We start from the raw sequence: 26260 nt of genomic DNA, 5'->3' as shown, positions 1-26260 counted from the left end.
ATCGCCGATTCTCGAACCCGACGCCAACGGGAGGGGACCCGGAGAATGAAGGTTCAGCTGCGCAAGTACGCCGCCGGTGCTGTTGCGGCGGGCGCGCTCGCGGCCGTGGGCGCCGTCGCCCTGCCGATCGGGAGTCACGAGTGGCAGCCGGTGACGTACGGATTGAGTGAAAGCCCGGCGTCGATCGTGCCCGCCACCGTGAGCGAAGCGCAGCCTGCCCGGGTTGTCAGCACCACGCTCGACGCGGAGGGCCGGCCGGTCGTCGAGGTCTCCGAGGCGACGACGAAGAAAGACGCCGAAAAGATCGTCGAAAAGGCGCAGAAGGCGAAGAACGCCGTCGGGGTCGAGATCGACGCCCCGGTGCAGGCGCTGGGCATCCCGGCCGGCAGTGACACCTACCGTGCGCAGCAGTGGGACTTCGCCACCATGAACGTGGCGCCCGCCTGGCAGAAGTCCACCGGCCAGGGCGTGACAGTCGCCGTGATCGACACCGGGGTCGACGCCGGTCACCCGGACCTGGCCGCCAACGTGCTCAGCGGATACGACGCGATCGCGAACACCGCCGGGACCAGCAGCGACGGGAACGGGCACGGTACGCACGTGGCCGGCACCATCGCGGCCGTCACCGGCAACGGCGTGGGCATCTCGGCGGTCGCGCCGGACGTGAAGATCCTGCCGGTCAAGGTGCTCGCCGCGAACGGCAGCGGGTACATGTCGGACACCGCCGAGGGCATCGTCTGGGCCGCCGACAACGGCGCGCAGGTCATCAACATGTCGCTGGGCTCGACCGCGAAGGTCGCCGCCGTGACGAACGCGATCGCGTACGCCCGCAGCAAGGGTGTCACCGTCGTGGCCGCCGCCGGCAACAGCCGCGCATCGGGCAGCCCGACCAGCTACCCGGGCGCCGACGAGGGGGTCATCGCGGTCGCCGCGACCGATTCCGCCGACCGGTACGCGTCCTACTCGAACGCCGGCGGCTACGTGGATGTGGCAGCGCCCGGCAGCGGCATCATCAGCACCTACCCGACCGCGCTGGGCAGCCAGTACGTCGGCATGAACGGCACCTCGATGGCGTCGCCGCACGTCGCCGCGGTGGCCGCACTGCTGAAGAGCTTCAAGTCGACGCTGACGCCGGACCAGATCGAGACCGCCCTGGAGAACTCCTCGGTGGACCTCGGCGCGGCCGGGTTCGACAACGACTACGGGTTCGGCCGGATCGACGCCGCCGCGGCACTCGCCGCCGTGGACACCCCGGCGAGCGCCCCGGCCACCAGCCCGTCGTCCTCCAAGATCGCGACCAGCGCCCCAGCGACCAGCGCCCCAGCGACCAGCGCCCCGGCGACCAGCGTCCCGACGACGGCTCCCACCACCAGCGCTCCGACGACGGCTCCCACGACCAGCGCTCCGACCACGGCTCCCACGACCAGCGCCCCGACCGCGGCCCCGACAACGAAGGCCCCGACCCCCACCCCGACCATCTCCAAGATCACCCCCGTGATCACGGCGAACGTCAGCACCCGTGAGGTCTCCTACAACAGCACGACGGTCACCACGTTCACGGTGAAGGCGTCCGCCAAGGCCTACGCCGCGAAGTCGGTCTCGGTCTGCCTGTCCGAATCCGGCGGGCCGTTCTCCTGCACCGACACGAAGACCACGACGGCCGGCACGGTGGCGGTCTCCCGCAAGGCGACGGCGGGCTACCAGGTCTACCTCACGGTGCCCGGAACCGAGACGATCAATGAGGTCACTTCGGCGACGGCGACCTACAAGGTACGGGTGACCGCCGCCGTCTCCCGCTCCGCCAAGGGCGCGATGCTGGTGACCCTCAACGGTCACGCGGGTCAGGCCGTCGAGGTCCAGCACTACGTCTCCGGCACGTGGCGGACGGTCGGCACCTACAGCGCCACCGCGGCGAAGACCACGGTGAGCGGGCTGACGGCCGGCCAGCGGTACCGCGTCGTCGTCCCCGACACGGCGTCGATCCTCGGCACCACGAGCGGGGTCGTCACGGTCTGACCGGGCCGGGATCAGCAGCGACGCCGCCTTCATGATGAGGGCGGCGTCGCGGTGTTTCAGCCCAGTCGGGCCCATTCCTTGCCGATGATCTCGACGCTGGAGGCCGTCGGTGGCTCACCGGAGGGGACCACCGCCATCGTCACGACACTGCGATCCTCCGACGTGCGCCAGCAGAGCAGCAATGTCGGGCGCTGACTCTCCGGAACGCCGGCTGCCACCCGTACCTTAGTGGTGCATTTGACCCCTTGGCCTGCGGGCTTGCCTCGGTCCGCCGCCAGCTGGAGATCCCGCTCGCCGGTCAGATCCCGGGGCGCCGACACGATACGGATCGTGCCGTTCTCCAGCAGTTCGGTACGCTCCGTGATCGGTCCGGATTCCGCTGTCGCCGCTTTGACCTCGCTCTTCGCGGCGGCTGAGGCTTGCGCCTCCGCCGCGCTCTCACTCTCCGAAGGGGAAGGCGCGGGGCTGATCTCGACGGCATCCGCCGGCTTCGCGGCCTTTTTGGATGTACGGGTGACCGACGGTTCCGCCTCGACAGAGGGCGACGCGGCCGCCGTGCCGGTCAGCGGAGCGAGCGCGGCCGGCTCCGGCAGGCTCGGCTGATCGGCGTTGTTGAGCTGCAGTGCCAGAAACCCGCCGCCGGCGAGCACCGCCGCGGCCCCGGTGATCGCCACGAGGGCCTGTTTGCGCCGGCGGTTGCGCCGTTCCGGGGTGTCGGCGGTGGCCGCGGCGTACAGCCCGCCCTCGCTGACGTCGTCGTGCTCCTCGTCGGCTGCCATGTCACCGTCCTCGATCTTGGTGGACTTTCATGGTTCCAAAGATGAGGACATACGGTGCTGAATTCGGCCAGATCGCCTGTTTCGGGCGGCTGTCGGATCGTGGTCACCGGAAGGGGGAGTGAGTTGACCCCGTCCCGGCCCGCCCCGCAAGGTGTGCAGAACGGGTGCGATGGCGGGCGGGCCTGGAAACGCTCCCTCGCGCCCGCAAACGGGGGGAGGGGCCCTTGCCTCTTGAGGCGGCGAGTGGCGGGCCGGTCCAGCACATGCCGGCGCGGCCGTCCTGGGAGTGCCGGGCCTGCGGCCGCCCGTGGCCCTGCGAACCCGCCCGCGAACGCTTGACCAGGGATAACGGCCGCTTCGATCTGGCCCTGCTGATGTGGGATCACCTTGAGGAAGCGGCACGGGACATGCCGCAGTCACCGGCGTCCGAGCTGTTCGACCGCTTCCTGCGCTGGACCGGCTGACGGAGTTGCCCGTCCCCGTCCCCGTCGCCGTCTGCCGTCCCCCGGTCCCTTTCCCGTCGCCCGGTCCCCCTCCCGTCCCGTCCGCCCCGGATCTTGAGCGAATTTGCACCCTCCGATGTGCAAGTTCACCCAAGATCGCGGCGGGCGGCGGGCGGCGGGCGGCGGGCGGCGGTCAGCGGGCGGCGAACGGCGGTGGGCGGTGGCGGGCAGCGGGCCGTGGCAGTGGGCGGTGGCGGTAGGCGGTCAGCGGACGGTGGCGGTCAGCGGACGGCGGCCACCGCGGCGTCTGTGCCACCCCTCCAGATCACTCCGGCCTCTCCGAAGCCGCCGGCCAGCAGCGCCTCCACATGCCACCGGGCCGGCGGGGTCCACTCCTCGCCGTGCTCACGAGCCGGGTAGATCCGCTCGCGTTCGACGGACTTCGGGGCCAGCTGCTCATCGGCGGCGGCCCGTGCCCACCAGTCCGGCCACGACGTGGAGGCGCCCGACGCGTACCGGGCCTCGCGCTCTGCCCTCGCATGATCACGCAGCTTCTCGGAGAGCAGGGGCAGGCCCTCCTCCGGCATGTGGTCGGCGTTCGCGAAGACGCCGCCCGGGCGCAGCACCTCGCGGATCTCCGCGTAGAGCGCGCCGACCCGCTCGGCCGGCAGCCAGTGCAGGGCGGTCGCGGTCAGTACGGCGTCGAACTCCTGATGGGGCAGCTTCGAACGCCACGACGGGTCGCTGAGGTCGGCGTCCACGATGGTGGCGCGGTCTCGTAGCGACGACTCGGCGATGGTCAGCAGCACCGGGTCCTGGTCGAGGACGGTGACCTGGGCGCCGGGGAAGCGGGCGAGCGTCCGCAGGCTGATCGACCCGGTGCCGCCGGCGAGATCGAGCAGCCGTGGCGCGGCGCCTCCGGTGACGGCCGCGACGGCGTCGAGCATCGCCGCGAATCGGTGCTCGCGGTCCGGAAGGAACGCCTCCTGCTGGCGGTCCCACGACTCCTGCCAGATCTGCGGGTTGTTCAGGTAAGCACTCATGACCCCTACGGTAGTTACTGACCCCCTGCGAACGCCATCAGATCCCGCCTCTCGATCGCGGCCGCCATGAGATCCGGGAAGACGTCCGGCGTACACGCGAACGCCGGCACCCCGAGCGCCGCCAGGGCCGCGGCGTTCTCATGGTCGTACGACGGCGCGCCCTCATCGGAGAGCGCCAGCAGCACCACGACCTGCACCCCGGCCGCCTTCATCTCGGCGACCCGGCGCAGCATCTCGTCCCGTACGCCGCCCTCGTAGAGATCGCTGATCAGCACGAAGACGCTGTCCCGGGGCCGGGTGATCAACTGCTGTGCGTAGGTGAGCGCCCGGTTGATATCGGTCCCGCCGCCCAGTTGCGTGCCGAACAGCACGTCCACCGGGTCGCTCAGCAGCGACGTCAGATCCACGACCGACGTGTCGAAGGCGACCAGGGACGTGGACAGTGAACGCATCGAGGCGAGGACGGCCGCGAACACTCCGGAGAACACGACCGAGGCGGCCATCGATCCGGATTGGTCGACGCAGAGAATGATGTCCCGCTGTACCGCGGTGGTGCGGCGGCCGTACCCGATCAATCGCTCGGGAATCACGGTGCGGTGCTCGGCCTGGTAGTGCTTGAGATTGGCCCGGATGGTCCGATCCCAGTCGATGTCGGCGTGCCGGGGACGGTTGATCCGCGCGGCCCGGTTGAGCGCCCCCGAGACCGCCGACAGCGTCTGCTGCGTGATCCGGCGTTCGAGCTGGTCGACGACGGTACGGACCACCTCTCGTGCCGTCTGCTTCGTGGCATCGGGCATGACCCGGTTGAGCGAGAGCAGCGTGCCGACCAGGTTCACGTCGGGTTCGACTGCCGCCAGCATCTCGGGTTCGAGCAGCAGGCGGGTCAGGTCGAGCCGCTCGATCGCATCGGCCTGCATGACCTGCACGACGGTGCTCGGGAAGTGTTCCCGGATGTCGCCGAGCCACCGCGCCACCTTCGGCGCCGAACTGCCCAGCCCGGCCGACCGCCTCCCGGACTGCCCGTCACCGGCCGCGTCGCCGTCGTAGAGCGCCGCCATCGCCGCGTCCATCGCGCCGTCCTTGCCGGCCGCCGCCTTCCCGAGCGACTCGTCGGCCGCTCCGCCGAGCACAAGCCGCCACCGCCGTTCCCGTTCCGTGCTCACAGAACCCTCCGAACTCCACGATCCGGTCGTGTCGAGAGCCCCGCGCCGGCTCCAAGGTCCGCGGGCGAGGCGCCGGCTTCCGATCGCGCTCCACGATCCGCGAACTTGTGGTCGGTGCCGTGCCGCGTTCCAAGATCTGCGGGGGCGGCTCGGGCATCCGATCGTGCTCCAAGATCTGCGGGCGCGGGCGCGGGCGCGGGCGAGGGCGAGGGCGCGGTGCCCTGCCGTGCTCCAAGATCTGAGGGCTCGCCTCCGCCCCCCTGCCGCGTTCCAAGATCTGGAGGCGTTGCCGGAACGGCCCCGGAACGGACGCTCAACGACCGTCCCAGCAACGACGCGAGCGCGGGCAGCGCCGAAGCCGCCCGCTCCCGATCAATAACGGTCACCCCCGTGGCTGCCGCGCCTGGGCCGCGCGCGATCCGTTCGCCGACGGCGCGGCGTTCGCCCGCGTCGAAGCCGCCGAACGTGCGTCGCAGCAACGGCAGCACGTCCTCGAACGACTCGGCTGGGATGTCCGCGAGCCACTCGTCCACCAGCGACAACAGGGCTTCGTCGTGGACGAGCAGCAACCCGCCGCCGGCCAGGAACCCCTCCACCCAGGCTGCGCCGTGCGCCGGCGTGCTCCCGGCGGTCAGTGGGAGCCGCAGACGCCGGCGCACTTCAGCGCCGTCGAGCCGTCCCGCATCGAGGAGTAGTCGCGTGAGTCGCCCGGCCGGTAGTCCATGCAGGCCGGGCCTGGCCGCCAGGGAAGTGATCGTGGAGAGCCACAACTCCCGCAGCCGTTCGTCGTCGAGCAGCGCGACCGCCTGGTGCACGCCGTCCATGCCGTCCCGGAGATCGCGCGCGGCCTCGTCGGAGAGTGATCCGGCAGCCGACGGGAGGCCGGCGCAGATCCGACCGAGCAGTCCCGCCGTGACGGATTCCAATCCCGAGACGTCGGTACGCCGGACGTCCCCGTATCGCAGCGTCCGCGCCAGCGCCGGCAGCGCTGCCATCAGATGGTGAACGTCGGCGTCGAGCGCGGCCCGCGTGTCCAGCGCCGCCAGGACCTGCGGGTACGCGTCCTCGAGATCCGCGAGCAGGCAGATCTCGACGAGTTCGGTCACCTCGCCGAGCGTGGTGGCGGCAGCGGCCCGCCGGACGACCCGGGCGGTCGCGGCAGCGGCGACGGTGGTTCCCCACATGCTGCCCTCGACCAGCCGGACTGCGAATTCCGGCTGCCACTGGATCCGCCACTCCTCCCGGAACGTGCCGGTGCCGCGCCGTCCCGGTGTGCGCTCACCCCACGGCAGCTCCAGGGTCCGCAGCCGGTGCAGCAGGCGGCTGCGCTTCACGTCGATCTCGCGACGCAGGTCCAGTTCGAGGGAGCGGCCGGCCGGCTCCGGCTTGAGGCGTACGGCACGCTGCTGAGCGGCGAGATCACGGGCGAGCGGCACGGCCGGCATGTCGTCGGGCACCGCGCCGAGGCGTTCGCCGACGACGAGCCGGCGGGCGATCAGCTCGGTCCGCAGCGGCTCGCCGTCACACATCACCGCCTCGGCCGCCTCGGTGACCTCGGCCAGACCGGCGAGCGGCCGTCCGCGCAGCGTGGCGAGGGCCTCGGCGAGCCGGGTCGCCTCGATGACGTGCGCCGACGACGTCGGCACGCCCTCGGACCGCAGCACCCCGGCGGCGTCGACCAGCCAGCGCGGCACCACCTCGTCGGCGGCGGTGAACAGGTGGTGGTACCAGCCGGGGGAGCGCACGCCCGCGCCGTAACCGGACCCCGAGGCCAGCCGGCCGTACGTCCACGGCACCCAGGTGAAGGCGACCTTGGTCTTCCGGCGGCTCTTGAGCAGCGCGGTGTCGTCCTTGACCGGGACCTTCCGGGCCAGCGCCGGCACGTGCCACGCCCCGCACACGACCGCGATCTCGTCGTGCCGCCGCTTCTCCTCGCGCAGCACCTGCCGCATGTGCGCCTCCCGGACCAGGTCACGAGGGTCTTCCTCGGCGCTGTCCCGGATCGCGGTCATCGCCTCCTCGATCGCTGCGAAGACCGGCACGCCGCGGTGTTCGACGACGTCCTCCCACCAGCGTTCCGGGTCGTCGTATCCGGCGGCGTCCGCGAGCTCGCCGATCGGATCGACCGGCCGCGCCGGTCGTCTTCCGCGATCAAGGTCAAGATCAATGCTCTGGGCGTACGGAAGATCGAAGAAACGCACCCTGATCCCGTTGCGCACCGCCCAGGTGATCGCCTGCCACTCCGGTGAGAAGACGGCGAACGGCCAGAACGCGGCGCGGCCCGGATCGTCCACCGCGTAGCCGAGCAGCGCCACCGGTGGCCGCAGACCGCCGTCCGCCGCCCACCGCACGAGGTCGTCCGCCTCCGGTGGGCCCTCGATGAGCAGCACCTCGGGCCGTTGGCGGTCGAGCTCGCGCACCACGGCCCGAGCCGAGCCCGGCCCGTGATGGCGGATCCCGTAGAGCCTTTCAGGCATCGCGGGCGGCCCGGTAGAAGTCCAGCCAGCCGGCCCGCTCGCGCACCACCGTCTCCAGGTATTCGCGCCAGACCGTGCCGTCCGAGACCGGATCCTTGATCACCGCGCCGGCGATCCCGGCGGCCACGTCCGCCGGATGCAGCGTGCCGTCGCCGAAATGCGCCGCCAGCGCCATCCCGTTGGTGATCACCGAGATCGCCTCGGCGGTGGAGAGCGAGCCGGTCGGTGTCTTCAGCTTGGTACGCCCGTCCTCGGTGATCCCGCCGCGCAACTCCCGGAAGATCGTGACGACCCGGCGGATCTCGTCGAGCGCCTCCGGAACCTCGGGCAGCTCCAGCGACCGGCCCAGCTGCGCCACCCGCCGCGCGACGATCTCCACCTCGTCGTCGGCGCTGGCCGGCACCGGCAGCACCACCGTGTTGAACCGCCGCCGCAGCGCGCTGGACAGCTCGTTGACGCCGCGGTCCCGGTCGTTCGCCGTGGCGATCAGGTTGAACCCGCGCTCGGCCTGGACCTCGATGTTCAGCTCCGGAACCGGCAGCGTCTTCTCGGAGAGGATCGTGATGAGCGCGTCCTGCACGTCGGACGGCACCCGGGTGAGCTCCTCGACCCGCACGATCGCCCCGGTACGCATGGCCCGCATGACCGGACTGGCGACCAGCGCCGCGTCGGTGGGTCCCTCGGCGAGCAGGCGGGCGTAGTTCCACCCGTACCGGATTGCCTCCTCGGCCGTCCCCGCCGTGCCCTGCACGAGCAGCTTGGAGTCACCCGAGATCGCCGCGGCGAGGTGCTCGGACACCCACGTCTTCGCCGTCCCGGGGACGCCGAGCAGCAACAACGCCCGATCGGTCGCCAGCGTCGCGACGGCCACCTCGATCAGGCGGCGCGGTCCGACGTACTTCGGGGTGATCTTCGCGCCGTCCCCCAGCAGGTAGGTGACCACGGCGTACGGCGACAGCCGCCACCCGGGCGGCCTCGGCCGCTCATCGGTGGCGGCGAGCAGGGTGAGCTCCTCGGCGTACTGATCCTCGGCATGCGGTCGCAGTGCGGTCACTGGAGCTCCTGAAGCATTTCGTGGCGGAAAGTGAGGGTGCGGGCGAGATCGGCCACCGGCCTCACCCGCGACGGATCGAGGGACTGGTCCAGTTCGGCGGCGAGCCTCCCGGTCAGATCCGCATAATCCGGTGGCATGGCGAGCGCGGCGGTCCGGCACAGTTCGCCGAGCTGCCAGGTGTGCCGATCGGTACGGGCGCGGGCTGCGACCGTCTCCAGCACGGCGACCGCGAGCGGGTCCGGCCACGGCCCGGGATGCAGGCTCAGCAGCCGATGAGCGGCGGGATCCCCGGTTCGCAGCGCCTCAGCGGCGAGGCGGGCCAGATGAGCCGGCGGCAGAACCAGATGCAGATCCCACCGAACCGACTCCCGCAGCAATCCGGCGTTCGACCCGAGCAGGGCGGCAGCCCAGTGCTGTCCCGGCCCCTGCTCGTTCATGGCGTGCTGGGTGATCGCCGCTTTGGCCCAGCCGTGCAGGAGCGGTGTGGCCCAGTCGTGCGCCCGCCCGACACGGACCCACTCGGCCGGGTCGAGGCCCGTCCAGCTGTCCAGCGGCGTGCCGGCGACGATCTCCTCCAGCAGCCACGCGCCGGGGCCGACCCCTCGCGCAGGCGCTGCGGCGACACCGTCGCGGCGGAGGTCGTGGTCGAGTTCCTCGGGCGGTACGACGGTGAGCCGCCGGCCGTCGAACCGCACCGCCGCGGCCGTCCGGGCGGCCATCCGCTTGCCGAGAGCAGCGCCGGGCAGCACCCGGAGCAGTTCGAGCGCGGCCTGGCGAACCTCCTTGCGCCGGTCGTCGAGGGCCCGTTCCAGCAGCGGTTCGTCCCGCGCCGACAGGCCGTTACCGAGCGTGCCGAGAAACCGCGCCCGGTCCTCCGACGTCTCCCGTTCCCAGGTGCTCTCCAGCAGCTCCCGTGCACGATCGGGCGCAGCCCGCCGCAACGCCACCAGGAGCCCGAGCCGGACACTGCCCCCACCGGTATGCCACGCCGCGATGTCACCCTCACCGGTATGCCACGCCGCGCTGTCGCCCCCGCCCGGCGGCAGCGTCGCGGGAGTCCCTGCCTCGTCGAGCAGCCACCGCCAGTCCGCACGCTGCCCGGCCAGCCAGGCGCCCCGAGCCCCTGCCACTCGTGCGGCCGCGCTGCGAACACCGGTATTCCGCCGCCCGGCATCGAGCAGCGCCGGCACCAACGACGGCCGGACCACCCCGCCCCGAGCCGCCGCGGCATGCAGCCACTGCCCGAGAAGCTCCTGCTCCAGGTGTCCGCCGCCGGGCGCGCCCCCACGAAGAATCCGCGCCAGCCGGTCCGAAGCAGCCACGGGTAGGGGAGCCGCCACTTCCTCGGGAGCGCCCTGCACTGCCTGTCGCCCCGCCACCGGCTCCACCCCGGCCCGCCGGCAGACGAGCGCCACGGCAGCCGCTTCCAGTAGTTCCGCAGCCGCTCCCACGCCATCGGCCGAAGACCGAGCCGCGCTCTCACCCCCACCGTGAGGCCGCTCCAAGGTCTGCGGATCGGGCTGCGTGGGTTCCACGATCGGCGTCTGAGGGGGGTCCGACGAACCCGCTGAGCCGATCGTGATGCTCAGCGAGCCTGCGGCGACCACACCGCCGGCCCACGGGCGCCGGGCTGTGCCGACCAGGGCTGCGGCCAGGATCTCGGGTGGCAGCTCGGGCTCCCGGGGCGCCGACGGATCGGGGACCGGCGGCGCGGCCGGGACGAACGCATCGGTCCAGGCGGCCAGGGGGCGCAGGCCGGCTGGGGACCACTCGGCGGCGACGGTGGCAGGGTGGCCGCCGGATGCGGCCAGGAGCCACCAGGGCTCACGGTGGCCCGGGGCGAGGGGCAGGGCCATGCCGTCCTCGTCGATGACGTGTCCGTCTCCGAGGCGGGCGGCGGAGAGCAGGAGCGGTCCCGCGTACAGGAAGGGGTCTGTGGCGATCAGCTGCGACCAGCGGGAGAGGGCCGCCCGGATCGACCCCGCGCCTGCCGGAGCGCCGAAGGGCTCGGCTGCTGAGTGGCGGTCGGCGACGAGAGCGCGCAGGGCAGTGGCACCGGGGTAGAAGCAGAGGTCGCCTCGGAACTCGGTGCCCGGGAGGAGGTCGGCGGGGAGCGGCTGACCGGGCGCCGCGAACGCCAGGATCATCGCGAACCGGCCGGTCCCGGTGCCTCGCAGCCAGGTGCGGCGGGTGGTGAGCGCGCCGTCGTCGATCTCCACCCGGCCGAGGATCTGCCAGCGGTCGGTGACGCGGGGACCGGCCAGCACGTCGTCGGCGGAGGTGGGGAAGCCGATCCGGGAGCGGATCGTGGCGGCCAGCGCCGGATCGAGCCGGTCGAGCCGGGAGTGGCCGCCGGCGAGCAGGCGCAGCATCGCCAGCTCGCCGAGGACCCGGTCGGCCCACTGCGGCCCGACGCCGGCGACGCCGGAGAGCCGACGGACCATCGCGGCCGCACCCGGCGCCTGCGCGTCGACGAGCCGGGCCGCCATCGACTCGGAGGCCTGCCGGCCGGACCGCGCGAACCCGGCCAGACCCTGCGAGACCTGGTCGTCGAGCCATCGCCGCAGCTCGGCCATGCCACCGGCGACCCGGGCGGCCCGCTCCTGAGCACGCTTGGCGGCGGCGATGGGATCGGGCGGCCCCGAACGTGGAGGACGTGATCGAGCGGCCTGCCATGCGCTCACGAAGGGCGCGGGTGGCATATCTGAAACATCCGACTCGGCCCACCGCAGCAGCAACCCCAGCGCGTGCTTGCACGGGACCTTGCGACTGGGACATGAGCACGTGAACGCCGGCCCACCGAGATCGACCGCCACCTCATAACCCCGGCAGACGCCCCAGACGATGTCCCCGAGCCGCCCGGACGAGGAGATCTGCCCGGTGACGCCGCGGGCGTTACGCAGCGAAGCGTCGTCGGGTGCGAGAGCCTCGACCTGAGTGGTCGACCATCGTTCCAAGGGCACGATGAGACCCTAGGCCGGGGGTACGACGATTTGGAGGCTCGAGCATGCGGGTGATTGTCTTCGGGGCGACCGGGATGGTGGGTCAGGGCGTCCTGCGCGAATCCCTGCTCGCGCCGGACGTGACCGAGGTGCTGGTCGTGACGCGGACCCCGACGGGCGTGCACCATCCGAAGCTGACCGAGGTCACGCTCGCCGACTTCTCGGATCTGTCCCCGATCGAGGGAGAGCTTTCCGGGTACGACGCCTGCTTCTACTGTCTCGGCGTCTCGTCACTCGGCATGGACGAGGCGTCGTACACCAGGATCTCCCACGACTATCCGGTGGCCGCCGCCCGGACCCTCGCCACACTGAACCCGAAGCTGACCTTCGTCTACGTCTCCGGCAGCGGCACCGACGCGAACAGCCGGATCATGTGGGCGCGCGTGAAGGGCCGTACCGAGAACGAGATCATGGGCATCTTCGAGAACGGGTACGCCTTCCGGCCCGGCTTCATCCAGCCCACTCACGGCGCCCGCTCGAAGACCGGCTGGTACAACACCGCGTACGCCCTGACCGCCCCGCTCCTGCCGTTCTTCCGCCGCGTCGCCCCCGCCCACGTCACCACCACCGACGCGATCGGCCGCGCGATGCTGAGGGCGGCGAGGACGGGGTTCCCGCGGCGGGTGGTGACGAACGCGGACATGCACTGAGCACGCGTCGATCTCGTACGATGGGCGGCCCGCGGATTCGGAGCACGCTCAGATCGCCAGCCGCCTCTTCGCCTGGCTGATCATGGCGGGCTGGCCGGCCGAACAGGTGCTCCAGGTCGCCGGTGTCCGCATCAGCGGGCAGGGGCGAGACGGAGGACGCATCCCCGACATCAGCGTGTGGCGCCGGCCTCCGCCGCGTGGCGTCTGGCTCGCCGTCACCGGACTCCTGCTGACGATCGAGATCGTCTTGCCGGGCTCGGAGGCGATGGACGAGGTCACCAAGCGTCGCGAGTACGCGTCAGCGGGGATTCCGCAGTACTGGGTGGTCGACCGGGACGACGCCCGGACGGTGACGCTCTACCAGCTCTCGTCCGAGGCCGGCTACACCGAGCGCGCCAGGATGCCGCTGGCGTGGCTGTTGCAGACCGATCCGGGCGACCACCTCGGCGGCTGATCCCGGTCAGGCGGTGTGATCGGCCGGCACGGTCTCGTCCGGGTGGGGCGGCGGTGGCGGCGTGCCCTCGCCGAACGGGCGGCCGCCCAGCTCCTCGCGCCCGTGCGGGGACAGCCAGCCGCTGAGATCGGGGCCGAGCGGGACGATGCCGGTCGGGTTGATGTCGCGGTGGACCTCGTAGTAGTGCCGCTTGATGTGCGTGAAGTCGATCGTGTCGCCGAACCCGGGCGTCTGGAACAGGTCCCGCGCGTAGGCCCACAACACCGGCATCTCGCTGAGCTTCGACCGGTTGCACTTGAAGTGCCCGTGATAGACGGCATCGAAGCGGACGAGCGTCGTGAACAGCCGGACGTCCGCCTCGGTGATCGTGTCGCCGACCAGGTAACGCTGACCGGCCAGGCGGGCGGAGAGCCGGTCGAGCCGGTCGAAGAGCTGCACGAAAGCCTTCTCGTAGGCCTCCTGCGACCCGGCGAACCCGGCGCGGTAGACGCCGTTGTTGACATCCTTGAAGACGACCTCGTTCACCGAGTCGATCTCGGAGCGCAGATGCGGCGGATACAACGAGGGCGCGCCCGGGCGATGGAAGGCGGTCCATTCCAGGGACAGGTCGATGGTGATCTGCGCGAAGTCGTTCGTGACCACCTCGCCGGTCGGGACGTCCACGATCGCCGGCACGGTGATGCCCTTGTCGTAGTCCGGGTACCGCGCCAGGAACGCCTCCTGCAGCCGCTCGATGCCGAGCACCGGGTCGCGGCCGCCCGGATCCAGGTCGAACGTCCAGCTCCGGGAGTCGTGGGTGGGGCCGGCGACTCCCATCGAGAGGACGTCCTCGAGGCCCAGCAGCCGGCGTACGATGATCGCTCGATTCGCCCAGGGGCAGGCGCGGCTCACCACCAGGCGGTAACGCCCCGGCTCGACCGGGAATCCGTCGCGGCCGTCAGCGGTGATCCGGGTGCCGATGTAGCGCTGGTCGCGGGTGAACTCTCCCGCCTGGTTCACAGTGGCCATGCCCTCATCCATACCCACAACCATCATCGGTACGTCGGCACCGGCCGCTCATTGGTCGGTCAGCGGCAAAAGTGGGGCGAGGCATCCCCCCGTGTGCGACGCCTCGCCCGGCTCACAGAGCGGCCCGCTCGTCTTTATAGCACGTGACGGAGAGCGCTTTCCGGACAATCTGTGCGTGCCGTGGGAGCGTTCCCGTGAGCCTTTACCTTCCTCGAACACGTCCCCGGGTGAGCCGGCGGCATGATGGACGCCGTGGATGCGACGGGCAAGGGTCTGGTCCTCGTCGTCGAGGACGAGCGGCCGATCGCCGACCTCGTCCGGCTCTATCTGCGACGGGAGGGTTTCGGCGTCCAGGTCGAGCACGACGGCGCCGCCGGTCTCGCCGCGGCCCGCCGCCTGCGACCGGTCGCCTGCGTGCTGGACATCGCGCTGCCCGGCCTGGACGGCACCGAGATCTGCCGGCGGATGCGCGCCGACGGCGACTGGACTCCGGTGATCTTCCTGACCGCGCGGGACGACGAGATCGACCGGATCGTCGGGCTGGAGCTGGGCGGCGACGACTACATGACCAAGCCGTTCAGCCCTCGCGAGCTGGTGACCCGGGTCAAGGCGCTGCTGCGCCGCGCGGCCGTCTCGTCGACGGCCGCGAGCGTCCGGGTGCTCGGCCCGCTCAGCCTCGACGAGGAGCGCCGGGCGGCGACCGTCGGCGGTGATCCGCTCGCCCTCACCGCGACCGAGTTCGACCTCCTCGCCCACCTGCTGCGCCGTCCCGGGCGGGTCTTCACCCGGGAGGAGCTGCTCGCCGCGGTGTGGGGATACGCCTCGGCGGCCGGCACCCGCACGGTGGACGTGCACGTGGCGCAGGTCCGCGCCAAGCTCGGTGACGCCGCCCGGCTGATCAGAACGGTCCGCGGGGTCGGGTACACCGCCGATGCGTGACTTCTTCCGTACGCTCACCGGCCGCGCCGTCCTGGTCACCGCGGCCACCGCGGTGATCGCCGTGATCGTCACGGCCCTCGTCGCGGTGCCGGTGGCCGTCCGCTCGGTGAACCTGCAGAGCCGTGCCGAGCTGATGGCGAAGACCGCCCTGGCCGAGGAGCTGCTCGCCGACGAGCGACCCGCCGCCCGGGCCCGGATCACCGAGCGGCTGCGCCAGGACGACATCTCGATCTACCTGATCCGCCGGGGCGCGCCGGACCGCGGCGGACTGCCCGAACGCGTGGTGGCCGCCGTGGCCGGCGGCGAGCTGGTGGACACCCGGGCGGTGGTGGACGGCCGGTCCGTCTTCGTCGCCGGCCGCCCGCTGACCGGCCGTGACGCCGGCGTCGTCCTCATCCAGCAGGCCTCCACCGGCACCGCCGCGCGGGTGTTCGGCAGCATCTGGGTCGCGCTGCTCGCCGGTCTGCTCGGCGGTGTGATCGCCGGCGCGCTGCTGGCCCGGTTCGTGACCCGGCCGATCGAACGGGCCGCTGCCGCGGCGGGCCGCCTCGCCGCGGGGGACCGAACCGTGCGGATCTCCCGTCGTGGCCCGGCCGAGGCGGGACGGCTCGCCGACGCGATCAACCAGCTGGCCGAGGCGCTGCGGACCAGTGAGGGGCGGGAGCGCGACTTCCTGCTCACCGTCTCGCACGAGCTGCGGACGCCGCTGGCGACGATCCGCGGCTACGCCGAGGCGCTCGCCGACCGGGTGATCGAGGCCGACGACGCCGCCGAGGCGGGCAGCACCATGCTCGCCGAGGCCGGCCGCCTGGACCGGATCGTCTCCGACCTGCTGGTGCTGGCCCGGCTGGAGGCGGCCGACCTGCCGCTCGACGTGGTCGAGGTGGACCTCGGCGAGCTGGTGCGGGAGGCCGCCCACGCGTGGCGGTCCCGGTGCGGTGAGGACGGGCCGGTGCTGGCGACCGAGCTGCCGGACGGGCCGGTCGTGGTGGAGACGGATCCCGGGCGGATCCGCCAGGTGATCGACGGGCTCTGCGAGAACGCGCTCCGCGTCGTGCCGCCGGGCGCGCCACTCGTGCTGGCGGCCCGGGCCGGTGAGCACGCCGGCGTCGTCGAGGTGCGCGACGGCGGCCCCGGCCTCACCGACGACGACCTGGCCGTGGCCTTCCAGCGGGGTGAGCTGAACCGGCGGTACCGCAACGTCAGGTCGGTCGGCAGCGGGCTGGGCCTGGCGCTCGCGGCCCGGCTGGTCGGGAGGCTCGGCGGCCGGATCACCGCGGGCCACGCCCCGGAGGGCGGGACGATGTTCACGGTGGAGCTTCCTTACCGAACTCGAACACTCAACTGACGTCGTCCGAGTGGACGGCCGTCAGGGTGGTGCTATGACACGTACCCCGAAGATCTTGATCCTCTGTGCTGCTCTGACCCTTGCCGTGACCGGATATGCCCATGCCCGGTCCGAGCCGCAGCAAGTCACCGAGGTGGCCGAGTTCGAGACCGTCGCGCTTCAAGCCGCCGGATTCGACGAGGCGCCGGCACCGTCCGCCTCCAGTGCGGAGAAGCCGCTGAGGCCGCGCGCGGTCCGCAAGCTCCTCCGCAAGAACACCCTGCACGGCGAGGTGGTGGTGCAAGGCCGCGAGGGCGAGCGCACGATCGTGGTGCAGCGCGGCAAGGTGACCGCGGCGGACGGATCCGGGTTCACGGTGAAGTCGGCCGACGGCTTCGAGCAGGCGTGGACGTTCGGCGACCCGGTCCGGGTGACGCAGAAGCGGACGAAGGCCGACCGCGCCGCGATCACCACCGGCGCGCGGGTCGCGGTGGGCGGGACGCGCGCCGGTGACTCCGTCGCGGCCCGTCTGGTGGTCCTGCAGTAGAGGTCCCTGCCCCCAGAGGCCTCTACTGCACCGAACCCTTACTGCAGGAAGTCCGCGAACGGCGAGAGCAGCAGTTTGCCCAGGCCGGTGGCGGTGCCGTCGAGGCGGCGGCGGTGCTTGTCCAGCGCGATCATGTCGTGCCGGATCGCCCAGATCTTCTGTGCGTTGCGCCAGGCGACGTTGCGGGTGTACTCCACCATCTCGCCCTGCCACCAGTCGTCCAGGTCGCCGTTCATCGTGTCGATGAGCAACTGCCACCGATCGAGGTACCCGCGGCGCAGACCCGGGATCTCCTCGTTGAAGATGTCGTTGACCTGGAGATAGTCGTGGTGCTGGTCGCTGCCGTCGATCGGGTCGGTGCCGAGGTGGTCGAACGTGGTCACCAGCGCGAACGGCAGGTCGAAGTTGATGTGCGCGTTGACGCCGGCGACGGCGGACGGCAGCGGCCGTGCGTCCGGACCGGGTACGCGGCCGAAGAGGCCGGCCCACACGCCGGGGCACGCCGGGCTGCCGTCGGTCCAGTAGCGGAGCGCGTCGAAGTAGCGCGCCGCGAACTCGACGTCCAGCCGGGACAGGAAGGCCGGGTCCTTGAACTTGCCGGCGTAGAGCCGCTCCAGCACGTTCTCGGTGATCGTCAGGTAGAGCTGGTTGAAGTCGGCGAGCGGGTTGCTGTTCATCAGCGGCGGGACCCGGCACAGCACTTCCTGCAGCTTCGTCAGCTGATCGACCACTCCGGGCACGTCGTCGGGGTGCCGCTTCAGCAGGTCGGACATCTCCTGCTGCACGGGGCCCCAGATGGGTTGGGTCATTTCGGATCCTCCACGGGTATTGCAGAACTGCGGAGGGCCCCCAGCACCACCCGGCGGTTGTGCCGCCGGGTGGTGCTCCCCCGTGGGGTACACCCTTCCAAAGGGTTAACCCCGGGGGGATCGGTAGAACTACGTATTCTCCGTACGTATGTCACGCGCAGATAACGATTGCCTGGTCAGGCGGCTGTCAGATAGACCCGGCTGGCCTGTACGCGAGTACGTACCTGCAGTTTGTCGAAGATGTGCCCGAGGTGGACGCCCACGGTCCGCTCGCTGATGAACAGCCGCTCGCCGATCTCCCGGTTGGTCAGGCCCTCGGCCACCGCGGCCAGCACCTCACGTTCCCGGCTGGTCAGCAGCGCCAGCTCGTCCAGGGGCTGGGCGGGCAGGGACATCGGCACCGTCGGCGCGTCGTCGGCGAGCGCGACCCGGAACCGGTGCGCGATGCCGACGATCTCGGCGGCGAACGGGCGGGCACCCATCGCGGTGGCCGTCGCGTACGCCTCCCGCAGCCCGGTGATGGCAGCGGCCCGCCGGACCTTGCGCTGCAGGGCGGCCTCGGCGTGCCGCAGGCGTGCGTAGGCAGCGGGGTACGGCTGCTGGCGCCGATCCCAGATGGCCGCCGCCCGCGCCCACGGCTCCGGATCGTGACGGCCCTCGATCCGGCTCATCTCGGCGGCGCAGAGGTCCAGGTAGGCGTCGATGATCGCGCGGGCGGCCGGCCCGGCGTTGTCGGCGTTCGAGGCCATCCGGTCGCGGACCATCAGCAGCCGGCGGATCGCGCCCTGGTCGACCGGCTTGCCCGCGACGTGCGCCTCGGCCTCGGCGCGCAGGCCGTGCCAGGCCAGGACGCCGAGCAGGACCAGGTCGTCGGAGCGGGTCTCGGTGATGCCGCGCTGCACCGCGGCCCGGGCGTCGGCGTGCTCGCTCAGCCACATGGCCAGGCCGGCCCGCAGCGTCAGCATCGGCAGCATGTGCCGGGCGCCGCCGCCACCGGCCAGCAGCGTGGCCGCCGCGTCCAGGTCGCGGCCGGCGTCGTCGAGGTCGCCGTAGCCGACCAGCAGCCGGCAGCGGGCGAGCAGCAGCTCGACCGCCTCGGCGCCGGACGGGCGGTGCCGCATGGCGGCTTCCAGGACCGCGTCGGCCTCGGTCCACTGGCCGATCCGGAAGAGCCCGTTCGCCGCGATCGCGAGCAGGCGGCTCTGGTGGGTGCGGCCGCCGCCGAGCGTGGAGAGCCGCTCGGCGCCGCGCCGGGCCACCAGCACGCCCTCCTCGATGGAGTTGAGCGGGCCGGTGAGCAGCTCCGCGAGGTGCAGGTAGGCGACGCCGAGGTCGTCCGGGTGACCGGAGCGCTCGGCGATCTCGACGGCGTGCCGGATGACCGCGAGGCCGGCGTCCGGGTCCTCCCGGAAGGCGGCGCTGAACCCGAGCGCGGCGCTGGCCCGGACCAGGTCGGCGGTGGTGCCGTTGACGGCGGCGAGCTCCAGGGCCTCGCGGGCGCGCTCGTGGGCGTCGGCGTAGCGGGCCAGCTGGACGAGCAGCTCGGCGAGGAAGGCGGCGGCGGTCGCGCGCAGCTGCGGTGTGCAGTCCGGGGCGGCCAGGGCCAGCTCGTACTCGCTCTCGGCGGGCGCGAACCGGCCCGCCGCCGCCATGTAGCGGGCCCGGCGCAGGTGGATCGCGCCCTCGCCGGGGGTGTCCTTGCGGCCGGCCAGTTCCTCCAGGCGGGACAGCGCCAGCAGGTGCTCGCCGCACTGGTGTGCCGACTCGGCGGCGGCGCCGAGCAGGACGGTCCGCTGCGGATCGTCCTCGGCGACCAGCTGCAGCGCGATCGACCAGTAGCGGTGGGCCTCGGCGAAGCCGTAGAGCGCCTCGGCGGACCGGGCGGCGGCCACGACCGGGGGCAGGGCGCGGGACGGCACACCGGCGCGTTGCCAGTGATGGGCCAGCCGGGCGTGGTCGGGCTCGCCGGGCTCGGCCTCGAGCGCCTCCGCGAACCGCCGGTGCAGGGCGGCCGCCTCGGCCGGCAGCACCTCCTGCTCCAGGACCTCGGCGACCAGCCGGTGCCGCAGACGGTAGCCGTCGCCGTCGCTGGCCACGAACCGGTGCGCCACCGCGGCCCGGATCGCCTCGATCAGCTGATCCTCGGGCAGCGGCACGACCTTGGACAGCACCGCGTGATCGACCGGCTCGACACCGGCGGCCATCGCGTGCACGACCTGGTGGGCGTTCGCCGGCAGCTCGTCCACCCTGGTCAGGAAGATCTCGCGGAGCGTGTCGGAGAGCTCCACCCGGCCGTCGCGCAGGTCACGGGCCAGTTCCTCGGCCACGAACGGGTTGCCGCCGCTGCGCTTGTAGACCCGGTCGGCGTCCTCGGTGATCACGCCGTCGCCGACGATCGCGCTGACCAGCTCGCGCGTCTGGTCCTGATTGAGCGGCGCCAGGTCGACCACCCGGACCGAGCGCAGGCGGCGCAGCTCGGCGAGGACCCGGCGCAGCGGGTGGGTGCCGTGCAGCGCCTCGGCCCGGATCGCGGCCAGGACCGAGACGCGTACGTCGCCGAGCCCGGCGAGCAGGTAGAGCAGCAACTGGCGGGTCGAGCGGTCGGCCCACTGCAGATCGTCGAGCACGAGCAGCAGCTGCTGGTCGCCGGCGATCGCGCGCAGGTCGCGGGAGACCCGGTCGAGCAGCGCGCCGGCGTCGTCCGCGGCGGTCGGCTGTTCTCTCTCCTGGAGGCTTCCGTGCCGGCGCAGGGCCTGCAGGACGGGGTGCAGGGGAGAGGCGTCGCCGATGTCCAGACAGGTGCCGGAGAGCACGGCGAAGCCCGTCCCGCGCAAGGCGTCGGCGGTCTCCCGCAGCAGCCGGCTCTTGCCGACTCCGCTCTCCCCGGTCACGAACACAGCGGCGGTGCCGCCCGGGCCGACGTTGCGCAGGTCGGACTGAATCTCGGTCAGCGTGCCGGTGCGCCCGACAAGCGGCCCGTCGTCCCCCTGGCTGGCCATGACCGGCAGCCTAATGCGAATCGGCCTATCACGTTGTCGTCGGTTCGGACTGTTCTGCGTCACAAAAATGACGAGAGCCGATGCTGTCAGAGATACGTCGTTCTGCGGATCCGCGCCGTGGCCAGGGCTGGCACCGTACTCCCGGTCAACGCAGTGATCTGGGGGAGCGTGAGACACATGACCACCATCACCATGGCCGAGCAGGAGCGGCGCCAGGACGTCACCGTGCTGTTCATCGACATCGTGGGCTTCACCACGCTGGTCGACCGGCTCGACTGCGCGGAGGTCCGCGCCCTGCAGCGCGACTACTTCTCCGCGGTGTCCGGAGTGGTCCGGGAGTGCGGCGGCATCGTCGAGAAGTACGTCGGTGACGCGGTGATGGCGGTGTTCGGCGCCGGCGACGGCGGATTCGGCCCGGAAGCGGCCGCCGCTGCCGTCCGGGCGGGCCTGTCGGTCCAGGAGACGTTGAGGGGGCGTCTCCTGGCCGGCCGGTTCCCGGTGCGGACCCGGGTCGGCCTCGCCACCGGCGAGGTGATCGTCGATCCGATGGCGGCGTTCGACGGCGGCTACGCGATGATCAGCGGAAGCGTGGTCACGACGGCGTCCCGGTTGCAGTCGTACGCGCCGCACGACACCGTGGTGGTGTGCGCGGCCACCCGGGAAGTGACGGACACGCTGATCGCGTATCAGGAGCTTCCGCCCGTGTCGGTGCCCGGCAAGCCGTACCCTCTTGATCTATTCCGTGCGCTTCAGCCGTTGAGTGTCTCGGCTTTTGTCCAGGTTTAGCCTGATTTAGGCCACGGTGTGGTTGAGACCTGGCTCGCCTGGGGCAGAAGTGTCATAGGCGCCGGGTAGGCTCGCGCCGTCTTGACCACCCATGGCCGATCGGGAGTACTGCCTCGTGACCGCACAGCCAGAGACCTTGTATGGGGCTGACGACCTCACGCACCTCGAAGGGCTGGATGCTGTCCGCAAACGCCCGGGTATGTACATCGGGTCGACGGACAGCCGGGGCATCAACCACCTCGCCAACGAGATCATCGACAACTGCACCGACGAGGGTGTGGCGGAATACGCCACCAAGATCGCGGTGACCCTGCACTCGGACGGCTCGGTGCAGGTCGACGACGACGGCCGCGGCATCCCGACCGACGTGCACGCCAAGTCCGGCCTCTCCGGCGTCGAGCTGGTGCTGACCCGGCTGCACGCCGGCGGCAAGTTCGGCGGCTCGGGCTACAAGACCTCCGGTGGTCTGCACGGTGTCGGCGCCTCCGCGGTGAACGCGCTGTCCCTGCGCTTCGACGTCACGGTGAAGCGCGACGGCAAGGTCCACGAGATCTCGTTCCAGCGCGGCGTGCCGGGCGTCTTCGACGGTCCCGGCCCCGACGCGGCCTTCACCCGCGAGCCCGGCCTGCGGGTGGCGCGGCGGATGAAGCGAGGCGAGCCCACCGGTACGTCGATCCGCTACTGGTACGACGCCCGTTACTTCGAGACCGGCGCCGGGCTCGACGTCGAGGCCGTGCGCACCAAGCTGCGCAACACCGCCTTCCTCGTCCCCGGCGTCCAGTACACGCTCTTCGACGCGAAGGCCGAGGAGCCGGCCACCGAGACCTTCCACTACCCCAACGGTCTCGTCGACATGGTCGAGTTCCTCACCCCGTCGGGTGACAAGCCGGTCTCCGGCATCCTGATGGTCAACGGCGAGGGGACCTACAAGGAGAACGCCGCCGACGCCAACGGCGTGATGCAGTCGAACGTGGTCCGCCACGCCCAGATCGAGGTCGCCTTCCGCTGGGGCACGGGCTACGAGCGCACCGTCGAGTCGTTCACCAACACGATCCGCAACGTGCACGGCGGCACCCACCGCAAGGGCTTCGAGCGGGCGCTGGTGCGGTCGCTCACCGAGGCGATCCGCAACACCCGCGGCCTGCTCAAGCCCAAGGAGGAGCCGCCGGTCCTGGACGATCTGCTCGAAGGCATGACCGCGGTCATCCACGTGCGGGTCCCGGAGCCGCAGTTCACCTCGCAGACGAAGGACGAGCTCTCCACGGCCGGTGTCACCCGGGTGATGCAGGGGCTCGTCGAGGCATACGTCAAAGAGTGGATCGACAACCGGAAGACCAAGTCCGAGGCGCGCACGGTCCTGCAGAAGGTCGTCGACGCCGCGCGCGTCCGCCTCACGCAGAAGCAGCAGAAGGACGCCGCCCGGCGCAAGACCGCTCTCGAGGGCGCGTCGATGCCGGCCAAGCTGGTCGACTGCCGGGCCATCGGCATCGACCGCTCCGAGCTGTTCATCGTGGAGGGCGACTCGGCCCTCGGCACCGCCCGGATGGCGCGGAGCTCGGAATACCAAGCGCTGCTGCCGATCCGCGGCAAGATCCTCAACGTGCAGAAGGCAAGCCTGCAGCAGGTGCTCGACAACGCCGAGTGCTCGGCGATCGTGCAGGTGCTCGGCGCGGGCTCCGGCCGGACGTTCGAGATCGGCCAGATGCGCTACGGCCGCGTCATGATCATGGCGGACGCCGACGTCGACGGCTCGCACATCCGGACGCTGCTGATCACCCTCTTCGCGAAGTACATGCGACCGGTGATCGAGCACGGCCGGCTCTTCGCCGCGATGCCGCCGCTGCACAAGGTGGTGACGAAGGGCCGCAACTCCGAGACGCTCTACACCTATACCCAGCAGGAGATGGAGAGCACCGTCAGCCGCATCGAGCGCGACGGCCGCCAGGTGCAGAAACCCGTCCCCCGATTCAAGGGTCTCGGTGAGATGGACGCCGACGAGCTCTGGGAGACCACGATGAACCCGGCCGCCCGTACCGTCCGGCGGATCACCATCGAGGACGCCGAGCGCGCCGAGGCCACCCTCGAACTGCTCATGGGTGAGCGTGTCGAACCCCGCAAGAACTGGTTGATCGAGGCCGCCGGCCGGATCGACCAGGAGACGATCGACGCCTGAGAGGCTTTCCATGGCACGCCGCAAGTCCGAGAACCGCGTCGACCTGTCCGCTTTCGATCAGCCAGGCGCCCGGGTCATCGACAACCCGCTGACCACCGAGGTCGAGGACTCCTACCTGGAGTACGCGTACTCCGTCATCCACTCGCGGGCGCTGCCCGACGCGCGGGACGGCCTCAAGCCGGTCCACCGGCGGATCCTCTGGTCCATGTCGGAGCAGAACCACCGCCCCGACCGGCCCTACGTCAAGTCCGCCCGCGTGGTCGGCGACGTGATGGGTAAGTACCACCCGCACGGCGACGTGGCGATCTACGACGCCCTGGTCCGGCTCGCCCAGGACTTCTCGCTCAACACGCCGCTCATCGACGGCCACGGCAACTTCGGCTCGCCCGACGACGGCCCGGCCGCCGCGCGGTACACCGAAGCGCGCATGTCCCGTGAGGCGATGCTGCTGGTCGGCGAGCTCGGCGAGGGCACCGTCGACTTCAAGCCCACCTACGACGGCTCCGAGTCCGAGCCCAAGGTGCTGCCCGCGGCCTTCCCGAACCTGCTGGTCAACGGCACGTCCGGGATCGCCGTCGGCATGGCGACGAACATGATCCCGCACAACCTCGGCGAGGTCGTGGCCGCCGCCCGGCACCTGATCACCCACCCGGAGGCCGACCTCGACGCGCTCATGCGCTTCGTGCCCGGCCCCGACCTGCCCACCGGTGGCCAGCTGCTCGGCCTCGACGAGGTGCGCCGGGCGTACGAGACGGGTCGCGGCGTGGTCCGCATCCGCGCCCGCGCCCAGACCGGCCTGCTGGAGGGCGGCCGCGGCCGTCAGGCGATCACCGTGACCGAGCTGCCCTACGGCGTCGGCGCCGAGAAGATCATCGAGGCGATCACCGACGAGGTGAAGGGCAAGCTGATCACGTCCGGCCCGCGGCGCGGCCAGCGGCAGGCGGCCCGGCTCGTCGGCATCTCCGACGTGAAGGACCTGACCGACCGCGAGCACGGCACCCGGCTGGTCATCGAGTGCAAGGTGGGCGTCAACCCGCAGGCGCTGCTCGCCGACCTCTACCGCCTCACCCCGCTGGAGAGCTCGTTCGGCATCAACAACCTGGTGCTCGTCGACGGCCAGCCGCGCACGCTCGGTCTGAAGGCGCTGCTCGAGGTCTTCGTCCAGCATCGGTACGACGTGGTCACCCGCCGGACCACCTTCCGCCGCACCAAGCGTGAAGACCGGCTCCACCTCGTCGACGGCCTGCTCATCGCCCTGATCGACATCGACCGCGTGGTCGCGCTGATCCGGGCCAGCGACGACGCGGCCGCCGCCAAGGCCGGTCTCATGAGCGAGTTCGGGCTCTCCGAGATCCAGGCGACGTACATCCTGGACACCCCGCTGCGGCGGCTCACCCGGTTCGACCGGATCGAGCTGGAGACCGAGCAGGAGCGGCTCCGCGGCGAGATCGCCGAGCTCACCCGGATCCTGGACAACGAAGACGTCCTCAAGCAGGTCGTCTCCGACGAGCTCGCCGAGGTGGCGACCGAGTTCGGCCGCCCGCGGCACACCACGCTCATCGACGGCGACCTCAAGGAGGTGCTCGCCGCTTCGGTTCCGGCCGGGCCGCTCGAGGTCGCCGACGACCCGTGCCAGGTGATCCTGTCCGCCACCGGGCTGATCGCGCGTACCGCGGCGGAGAGCGAGGAGAGCACCGAGGCCCGCAAGCGCAGCGGCCGCGTCAAGCACGACGCCGTCCGCGCGGTGATCCACTCCACGGCCCGCGGCCGCATCCTGCTCGTCACGAACCGGGGCCGGGCGTTCAAGACCGACGTGCTGACCCTGCCGGTGCTGCCGGAGCAGTCCGGGACGGTCTCGCTGCGCGGCGGGATGTCCGCCTCCGAGCTGGTGCCGCTACACAAGGGGGAGAGGGTCGTCGGCCTCGCGCCGCTCACCCCGGGTGACTCGCCCGGCCTGGCCATGGGCACGAAGCACGGCATCGTGAAGGTGTGCGCCCCGGAGTGGCCGGTCCGCTCCGACGAGTTCGAGGTGATCACGCTGAAGGAGGGCGACGAGGTCCTCCAGGCCACCTGGCTCGTCGACGGCGCCGAGGCGCTGGTGTTCGTCACCTCCGACGCGTCCCTGCTGCGCTTCCCGGCGAAACTGGTCCGGCCGCAGGGTCTCAAGGGCGGCGGCATGGCCGGTATCAACCTGACCGCCGACGCCGCGGTGCTGTCGTTCAACGCGGTCACCACGTCGGACACCCAGCACGGCGAGCCGATGGTGGTGACGTCCACCGGCACCCAGGTGAAGCTGACGCCGTTCGCGCTCTACCCGGCGAAGGGCCGCGCCACCGGCGGTGTCCGGGTGCAGCGCTTCCTCAAGGGCGAGTCCCAGCTGTCCGTGGCGTGGGTCGGCCCCCGCCCGGTCGGCGCGTCGGCCACCGGCGACCCGGTCGAGCTCCCCGAGCCCGACACCCGCCGCGACGGCTCCGGCACGGCCGTCATCATGGGCCCCCAGCTGATCGGCCACCTGATCGAGCGCGACTGACCCTCTCAGCGACAACGGCCGCCGGACGGGATCTCCCGCCCGGCGGCCGTCCTGTTGCTCG

General features: G+C 71.7%; 19 protein-coding genes. 10 read left to right on the top strand and 9 right to left on the bottom strand.

Translation table 11 applies throughout. From position 1 onward, the window contains the following. The first annotated feature begins 45 nt into the window (after nt 1–45). Nucleotides 46–2016, top strand: coding sequence for a S8 family peptidase (locus tag EP757_RS02415; RefSeq protein ID WP_127542578.1), 1971 nt, complete (start codon nt 46–48; stop codon nt 2014–2016). Nucleotides 2017–2072: 56 nt separating this feature from the next. On the opposite strand, the gene EP757_RS02410 is transcribed toward EP757_RS02415, so the two are convergent. Next, nucleotides 2073–2795, bottom strand: coding sequence for a hypothetical protein (locus tag EP757_RS02410; RefSeq protein WP_127542577.1), 723 nt, complete (start codon nt 2793–2795; stop codon nt 2073–2075). Between the two features lie 224 nt (nt 2796–3019). Here EP757_RS02410 and EP757_RS02405 point away from each other — a divergent pair, with 224 nt between their 5' ends. Then, a complete protein-coding gene (locus EP757_RS02405; RefSeq protein ID WP_232050327.1) occupies nt 3020–3259 on the top strand; it encodes a hypothetical protein in 240 nt (79 codons plus the stop codon). A gap of 260 nt (nt 3260–3519) precedes the next feature. Here the strand turns inward: EP757_RS02405 and EP757_RS02400 are convergent, their stop codons facing one another. The 5 genes from EP757_RS02400 to EP757_RS02380 are packed head-to-tail and all read right to left on the bottom strand — an operon-like array spanning nt 3520 to nt 11938. Next, nucleotides 3520–4281, bottom strand: a complete 762-nt coding sequence (locus tag EP757_RS02400; protein WP_127542576.1) for a trans-aconitate 2-methyltransferase — start codon at nt 4279–4281, stop codon at nt 3520–3522. A gap of 14 nt (nt 4282–4295) precedes the next feature. Then, entirely contained in the window at nt 4296–5444 is a 1149-nt protein-coding gene (locus EP757_RS02395; protein WP_127542575.1) for a VWA domain-containing protein, read from the bottom strand. After that, entirely contained in the window at nt 5441–7867 is a 2427-nt protein-coding gene (locus EP757_RS02390; RefSeq protein ID WP_232050326.1) for a DUF5682 family protein, read from the bottom strand. Before EP757_RS02390 ends, EP757_RS02395 begins: the two co-directional genes overlap by 4 nt. Before the next feature lie 46 nt (nt 7868–7913). Continuing rightward, on the bottom strand, nt 7914–8975 hold the full coding sequence (locus EP757_RS02385) for an AAA family ATPase (protein WP_127542574.1): 1062 nt from the start codon (nt 8973–8975) through the stop codon (nt 7914–7916). Beyond that, nucleotides 8972–11938 carry an SWIM zinc finger family protein gene (locus EP757_RS02380; RefSeq protein WP_127542573.1) on the bottom strand — a complete coding sequence of 989 codons (2967 nt, stop codon included), beginning with the start codon at nt 11936–11938 and terminating at the stop codon, nt 8972–8974. The genes EP757_RS02385 and EP757_RS02380 overlap by 4 nt, the downstream gene beginning before the upstream one ends. A gap of 44 nt (nt 11939–11982) precedes the next feature. On the opposite strand from EP757_RS02380, the gene EP757_RS02375 reads away from it, so the two are divergent. Together EP757_RS02375 and EP757_RS02370 are read left to right on the top strand one after the other, a co-directional pair. Beyond that, on the top strand, nt 11983–12627 hold the full coding sequence (locus tag EP757_RS02375; RefSeq protein ID WP_127542572.1) for an NAD-dependent epimerase/dehydratase family protein: 645 nt from the start codon (nt 11983–11985) through the stop codon (nt 12625–12627). Nucleotides 12628–12637: 10 nt separating this feature from the next. After that, nucleotides 12638–13081: a Uma2 family endonuclease gene (locus EP757_RS02370; RefSeq protein WP_127542571.1), complete on the top strand. Its 444-nt coding sequence runs from the start codon at nt 12638–12640 to the stop codon at nt 13079–13081. 6 nt (nt 13082–13087) lie between these two features. Here EP757_RS02370 and EP757_RS02365 read toward each other — a convergent pair whose 3' ends face one another. Beyond that, entirely contained in the window at nt 13088–14089 is a 1002-nt protein-coding gene (locus EP757_RS02365; RefSeq protein ID WP_127542570.1) for a glutathione S-transferase family protein, read from the bottom strand. A gap of 243 nt (nt 14090–14332) precedes the next feature. Here EP757_RS02365 and EP757_RS02360 point away from each other — a divergent pair, with 243 nt between their 5' ends. The 3 genes from EP757_RS02360 to EP757_RS02350 are packed head-to-tail and all read left to right on the top strand — an operon-like array spanning nt 14333 to nt 16902. After that, nucleotides 14333–15028 (top strand): response regulator transcription factor, encoded by a 696-nt coding sequence (locus EP757_RS02360; RefSeq protein WP_127554045.1) that lies wholly within the window; start codon nt 14333–14335, stop codon nt 15026–15028. Continuing rightward, nucleotides 15021–16376, top strand: coding sequence for an ATP-binding protein (locus EP757_RS02355; protein WP_127542569.1), 1356 nt, complete (start codon nt 15021–15023; stop codon nt 16374–16376). The genes EP757_RS02360 and EP757_RS02355 overlap by 8 nt, the downstream gene beginning before the upstream one ends. 34 nt (nt 16377–16410) lie before the next feature. After that, the gene (locus EP757_RS02350) at nt 16411–16902 is read left to right on the top strand and encodes a hypothetical protein (RefSeq protein ID WP_127542568.1); all 492 of its coding nucleotides are present in this window, start codon (nt 16411–16413) and stop codon (nt 16900–16902) included. Between the two features lie 38 nt (nt 16903–16940). Here the strand turns inward: EP757_RS02350 and EP757_RS02345 are convergent, their stop codons facing one another. After that, nucleotides 16941–17711 carry a DUF5995 family protein gene (locus EP757_RS02345; RefSeq protein ID WP_127542567.1) on the bottom strand — a complete coding sequence of 257 codons (771 nt, stop codon included), beginning with the start codon at nt 17709–17711 and terminating at the stop codon, nt 16941–16943. A gap of 176 nt (nt 17712–17887) precedes the next feature. Next, nucleotides 17888–20710, bottom strand: a complete 2823-nt coding sequence (locus EP757_RS02340; RefSeq protein WP_127542566.1) for an AAA family ATPase — start codon at nt 20708–20710, stop codon at nt 17888–17890. Nucleotides 20711–20887: 177 nt separating this feature from the next. On the opposite strand from EP757_RS02340, the gene EP757_RS02335 reads away from it, so the two are divergent. From EP757_RS02335 to EP757_RS02325, 3 genes are all read left to right on the top strand, one after another. Further along, nucleotides 20888–21496 (top strand): adenylate/guanylate cyclase domain-containing protein, encoded by a 609-nt coding sequence (locus EP757_RS02335; RefSeq protein WP_127542565.1) that lies wholly within the window; start codon nt 20888–20890, stop codon nt 21494–21496. Nucleotides 21497–21587: 91 nt separating this feature from the next. Continuing rightward, nucleotides 21588–23669, top strand: coding sequence for a type IIA DNA topoisomerase subunit B (locus tag EP757_RS02330; protein WP_174262327.1), 2082 nt, complete (start codon nt 21588–21590; stop codon nt 23667–23669). A 10-nt stretch (nt 23670–23679) separates the two neighbouring features. Next, nucleotides 23680–26199, top strand: coding sequence for a DNA topoisomerase (ATP-hydrolyzing) subunit A (locus tag EP757_RS02325; RefSeq protein WP_127542563.1), 2520 nt, complete (start codon nt 23680–23682; stop codon nt 26197–26199). The last annotated feature ends 61 nt before the right edge of the window (nt 26200–26260 follow it).

This window comes from Actinoplanes sp. OR16 (assembly GCF_004001265.1).
In the GTDB taxonomy this organism is placed as follows: Bacteria; Actinomycetota; Actinomycetes; order Mycobacteriales; family Micromonosporaceae; genus Actinoplanes.
This window is presented reverse-complemented; position numbering and strand designations above follow the sequence as displayed.

Excerpts from the sequence above, each read along its gene's own strand:
- EP757_RS02415 (WP_127542578.1), top strand. The coding sequence starts at position 46 with ATGAAGGTTCAGCTGCGCAAGTACGCCGCCGGTGCTGTTGCGGCGGGC.
- EP757_RS02410 (WP_127542577.1), bottom strand. The coding sequence starts at position 2,795 with ATGGCAGCCGACGAGGAGCACGACGACGTCAGCGAGGGCGGGCTGTAC.
- EP757_RS02400 (WP_127542576.1), bottom strand. The coding sequence starts at position 4,281 with ATGAGTGCTTACCTGAACAACCCGCAGATCTGGCAGGAGTCGTGGGAC.
- EP757_RS02375 (WP_127542572.1), top strand. The coding sequence starts at position 11,983 with ATGCGGGTGATTGTCTTCGGGGCGACCGGGATGGTGGGTCAGGGCGTC.
- EP757_RS02365 (WP_127542570.1), bottom strand. The coding sequence starts at position 14,089 with ATGGCCACTGTGAACCAGGCGGGAGAGTTCACCCGCGACCAGCGCTAC.
- EP757_RS02360 (WP_127554045.1), top strand. The coding sequence starts at position 14,333 with ATGGACGCCGTGGATGCGACGGGCAAGGGTCTGGTCCTCGTCGTCGAG.
- EP757_RS02355 (WP_127542569.1), top strand. The coding sequence starts at position 15,021 with ATGCGTGACTTCTTCCGTACGCTCACCGGCCGCGCCGTCCTGGTCACC.
- EP757_RS02350 (WP_127542568.1), top strand. The coding sequence starts at position 16,411 with ATGACACGTACCCCGAAGATCTTGATCCTCTGTGCTGCTCTGACCCTT.
- EP757_RS02345 (WP_127542567.1), bottom strand. The coding sequence starts at position 17,711 with ATGACCCAACCCATCTGGGGCCCCGTGCAGCAGGAGATGTCCGACCTG.
- EP757_RS02340 (WP_127542566.1), bottom strand. The coding sequence starts at position 20,710 with ATGGCCAGCCAGGGGGACGACGGGCCGCTTGTCGGGCGCACCGGCACG.
- EP757_RS02335 (WP_127542565.1), top strand. The coding sequence starts at position 20,888 with ATGACCACCATCACCATGGCCGAGCAGGAGCGGCGCCAGGACGTCACC.
- EP757_RS02330 (WP_174262327.1), top strand. The coding sequence starts at position 21,588 with ATGGCCGATCGGGAGTACTGCCTCGTGACCGCACAGCCAGAGACCTTG.
- EP757_RS02325 (WP_127542563.1), top strand. The coding sequence starts at position 23,680 with ATGGCACGCCGCAAGTCCGAGAACCGCGTCGACCTGTCCGCTTTCGAT.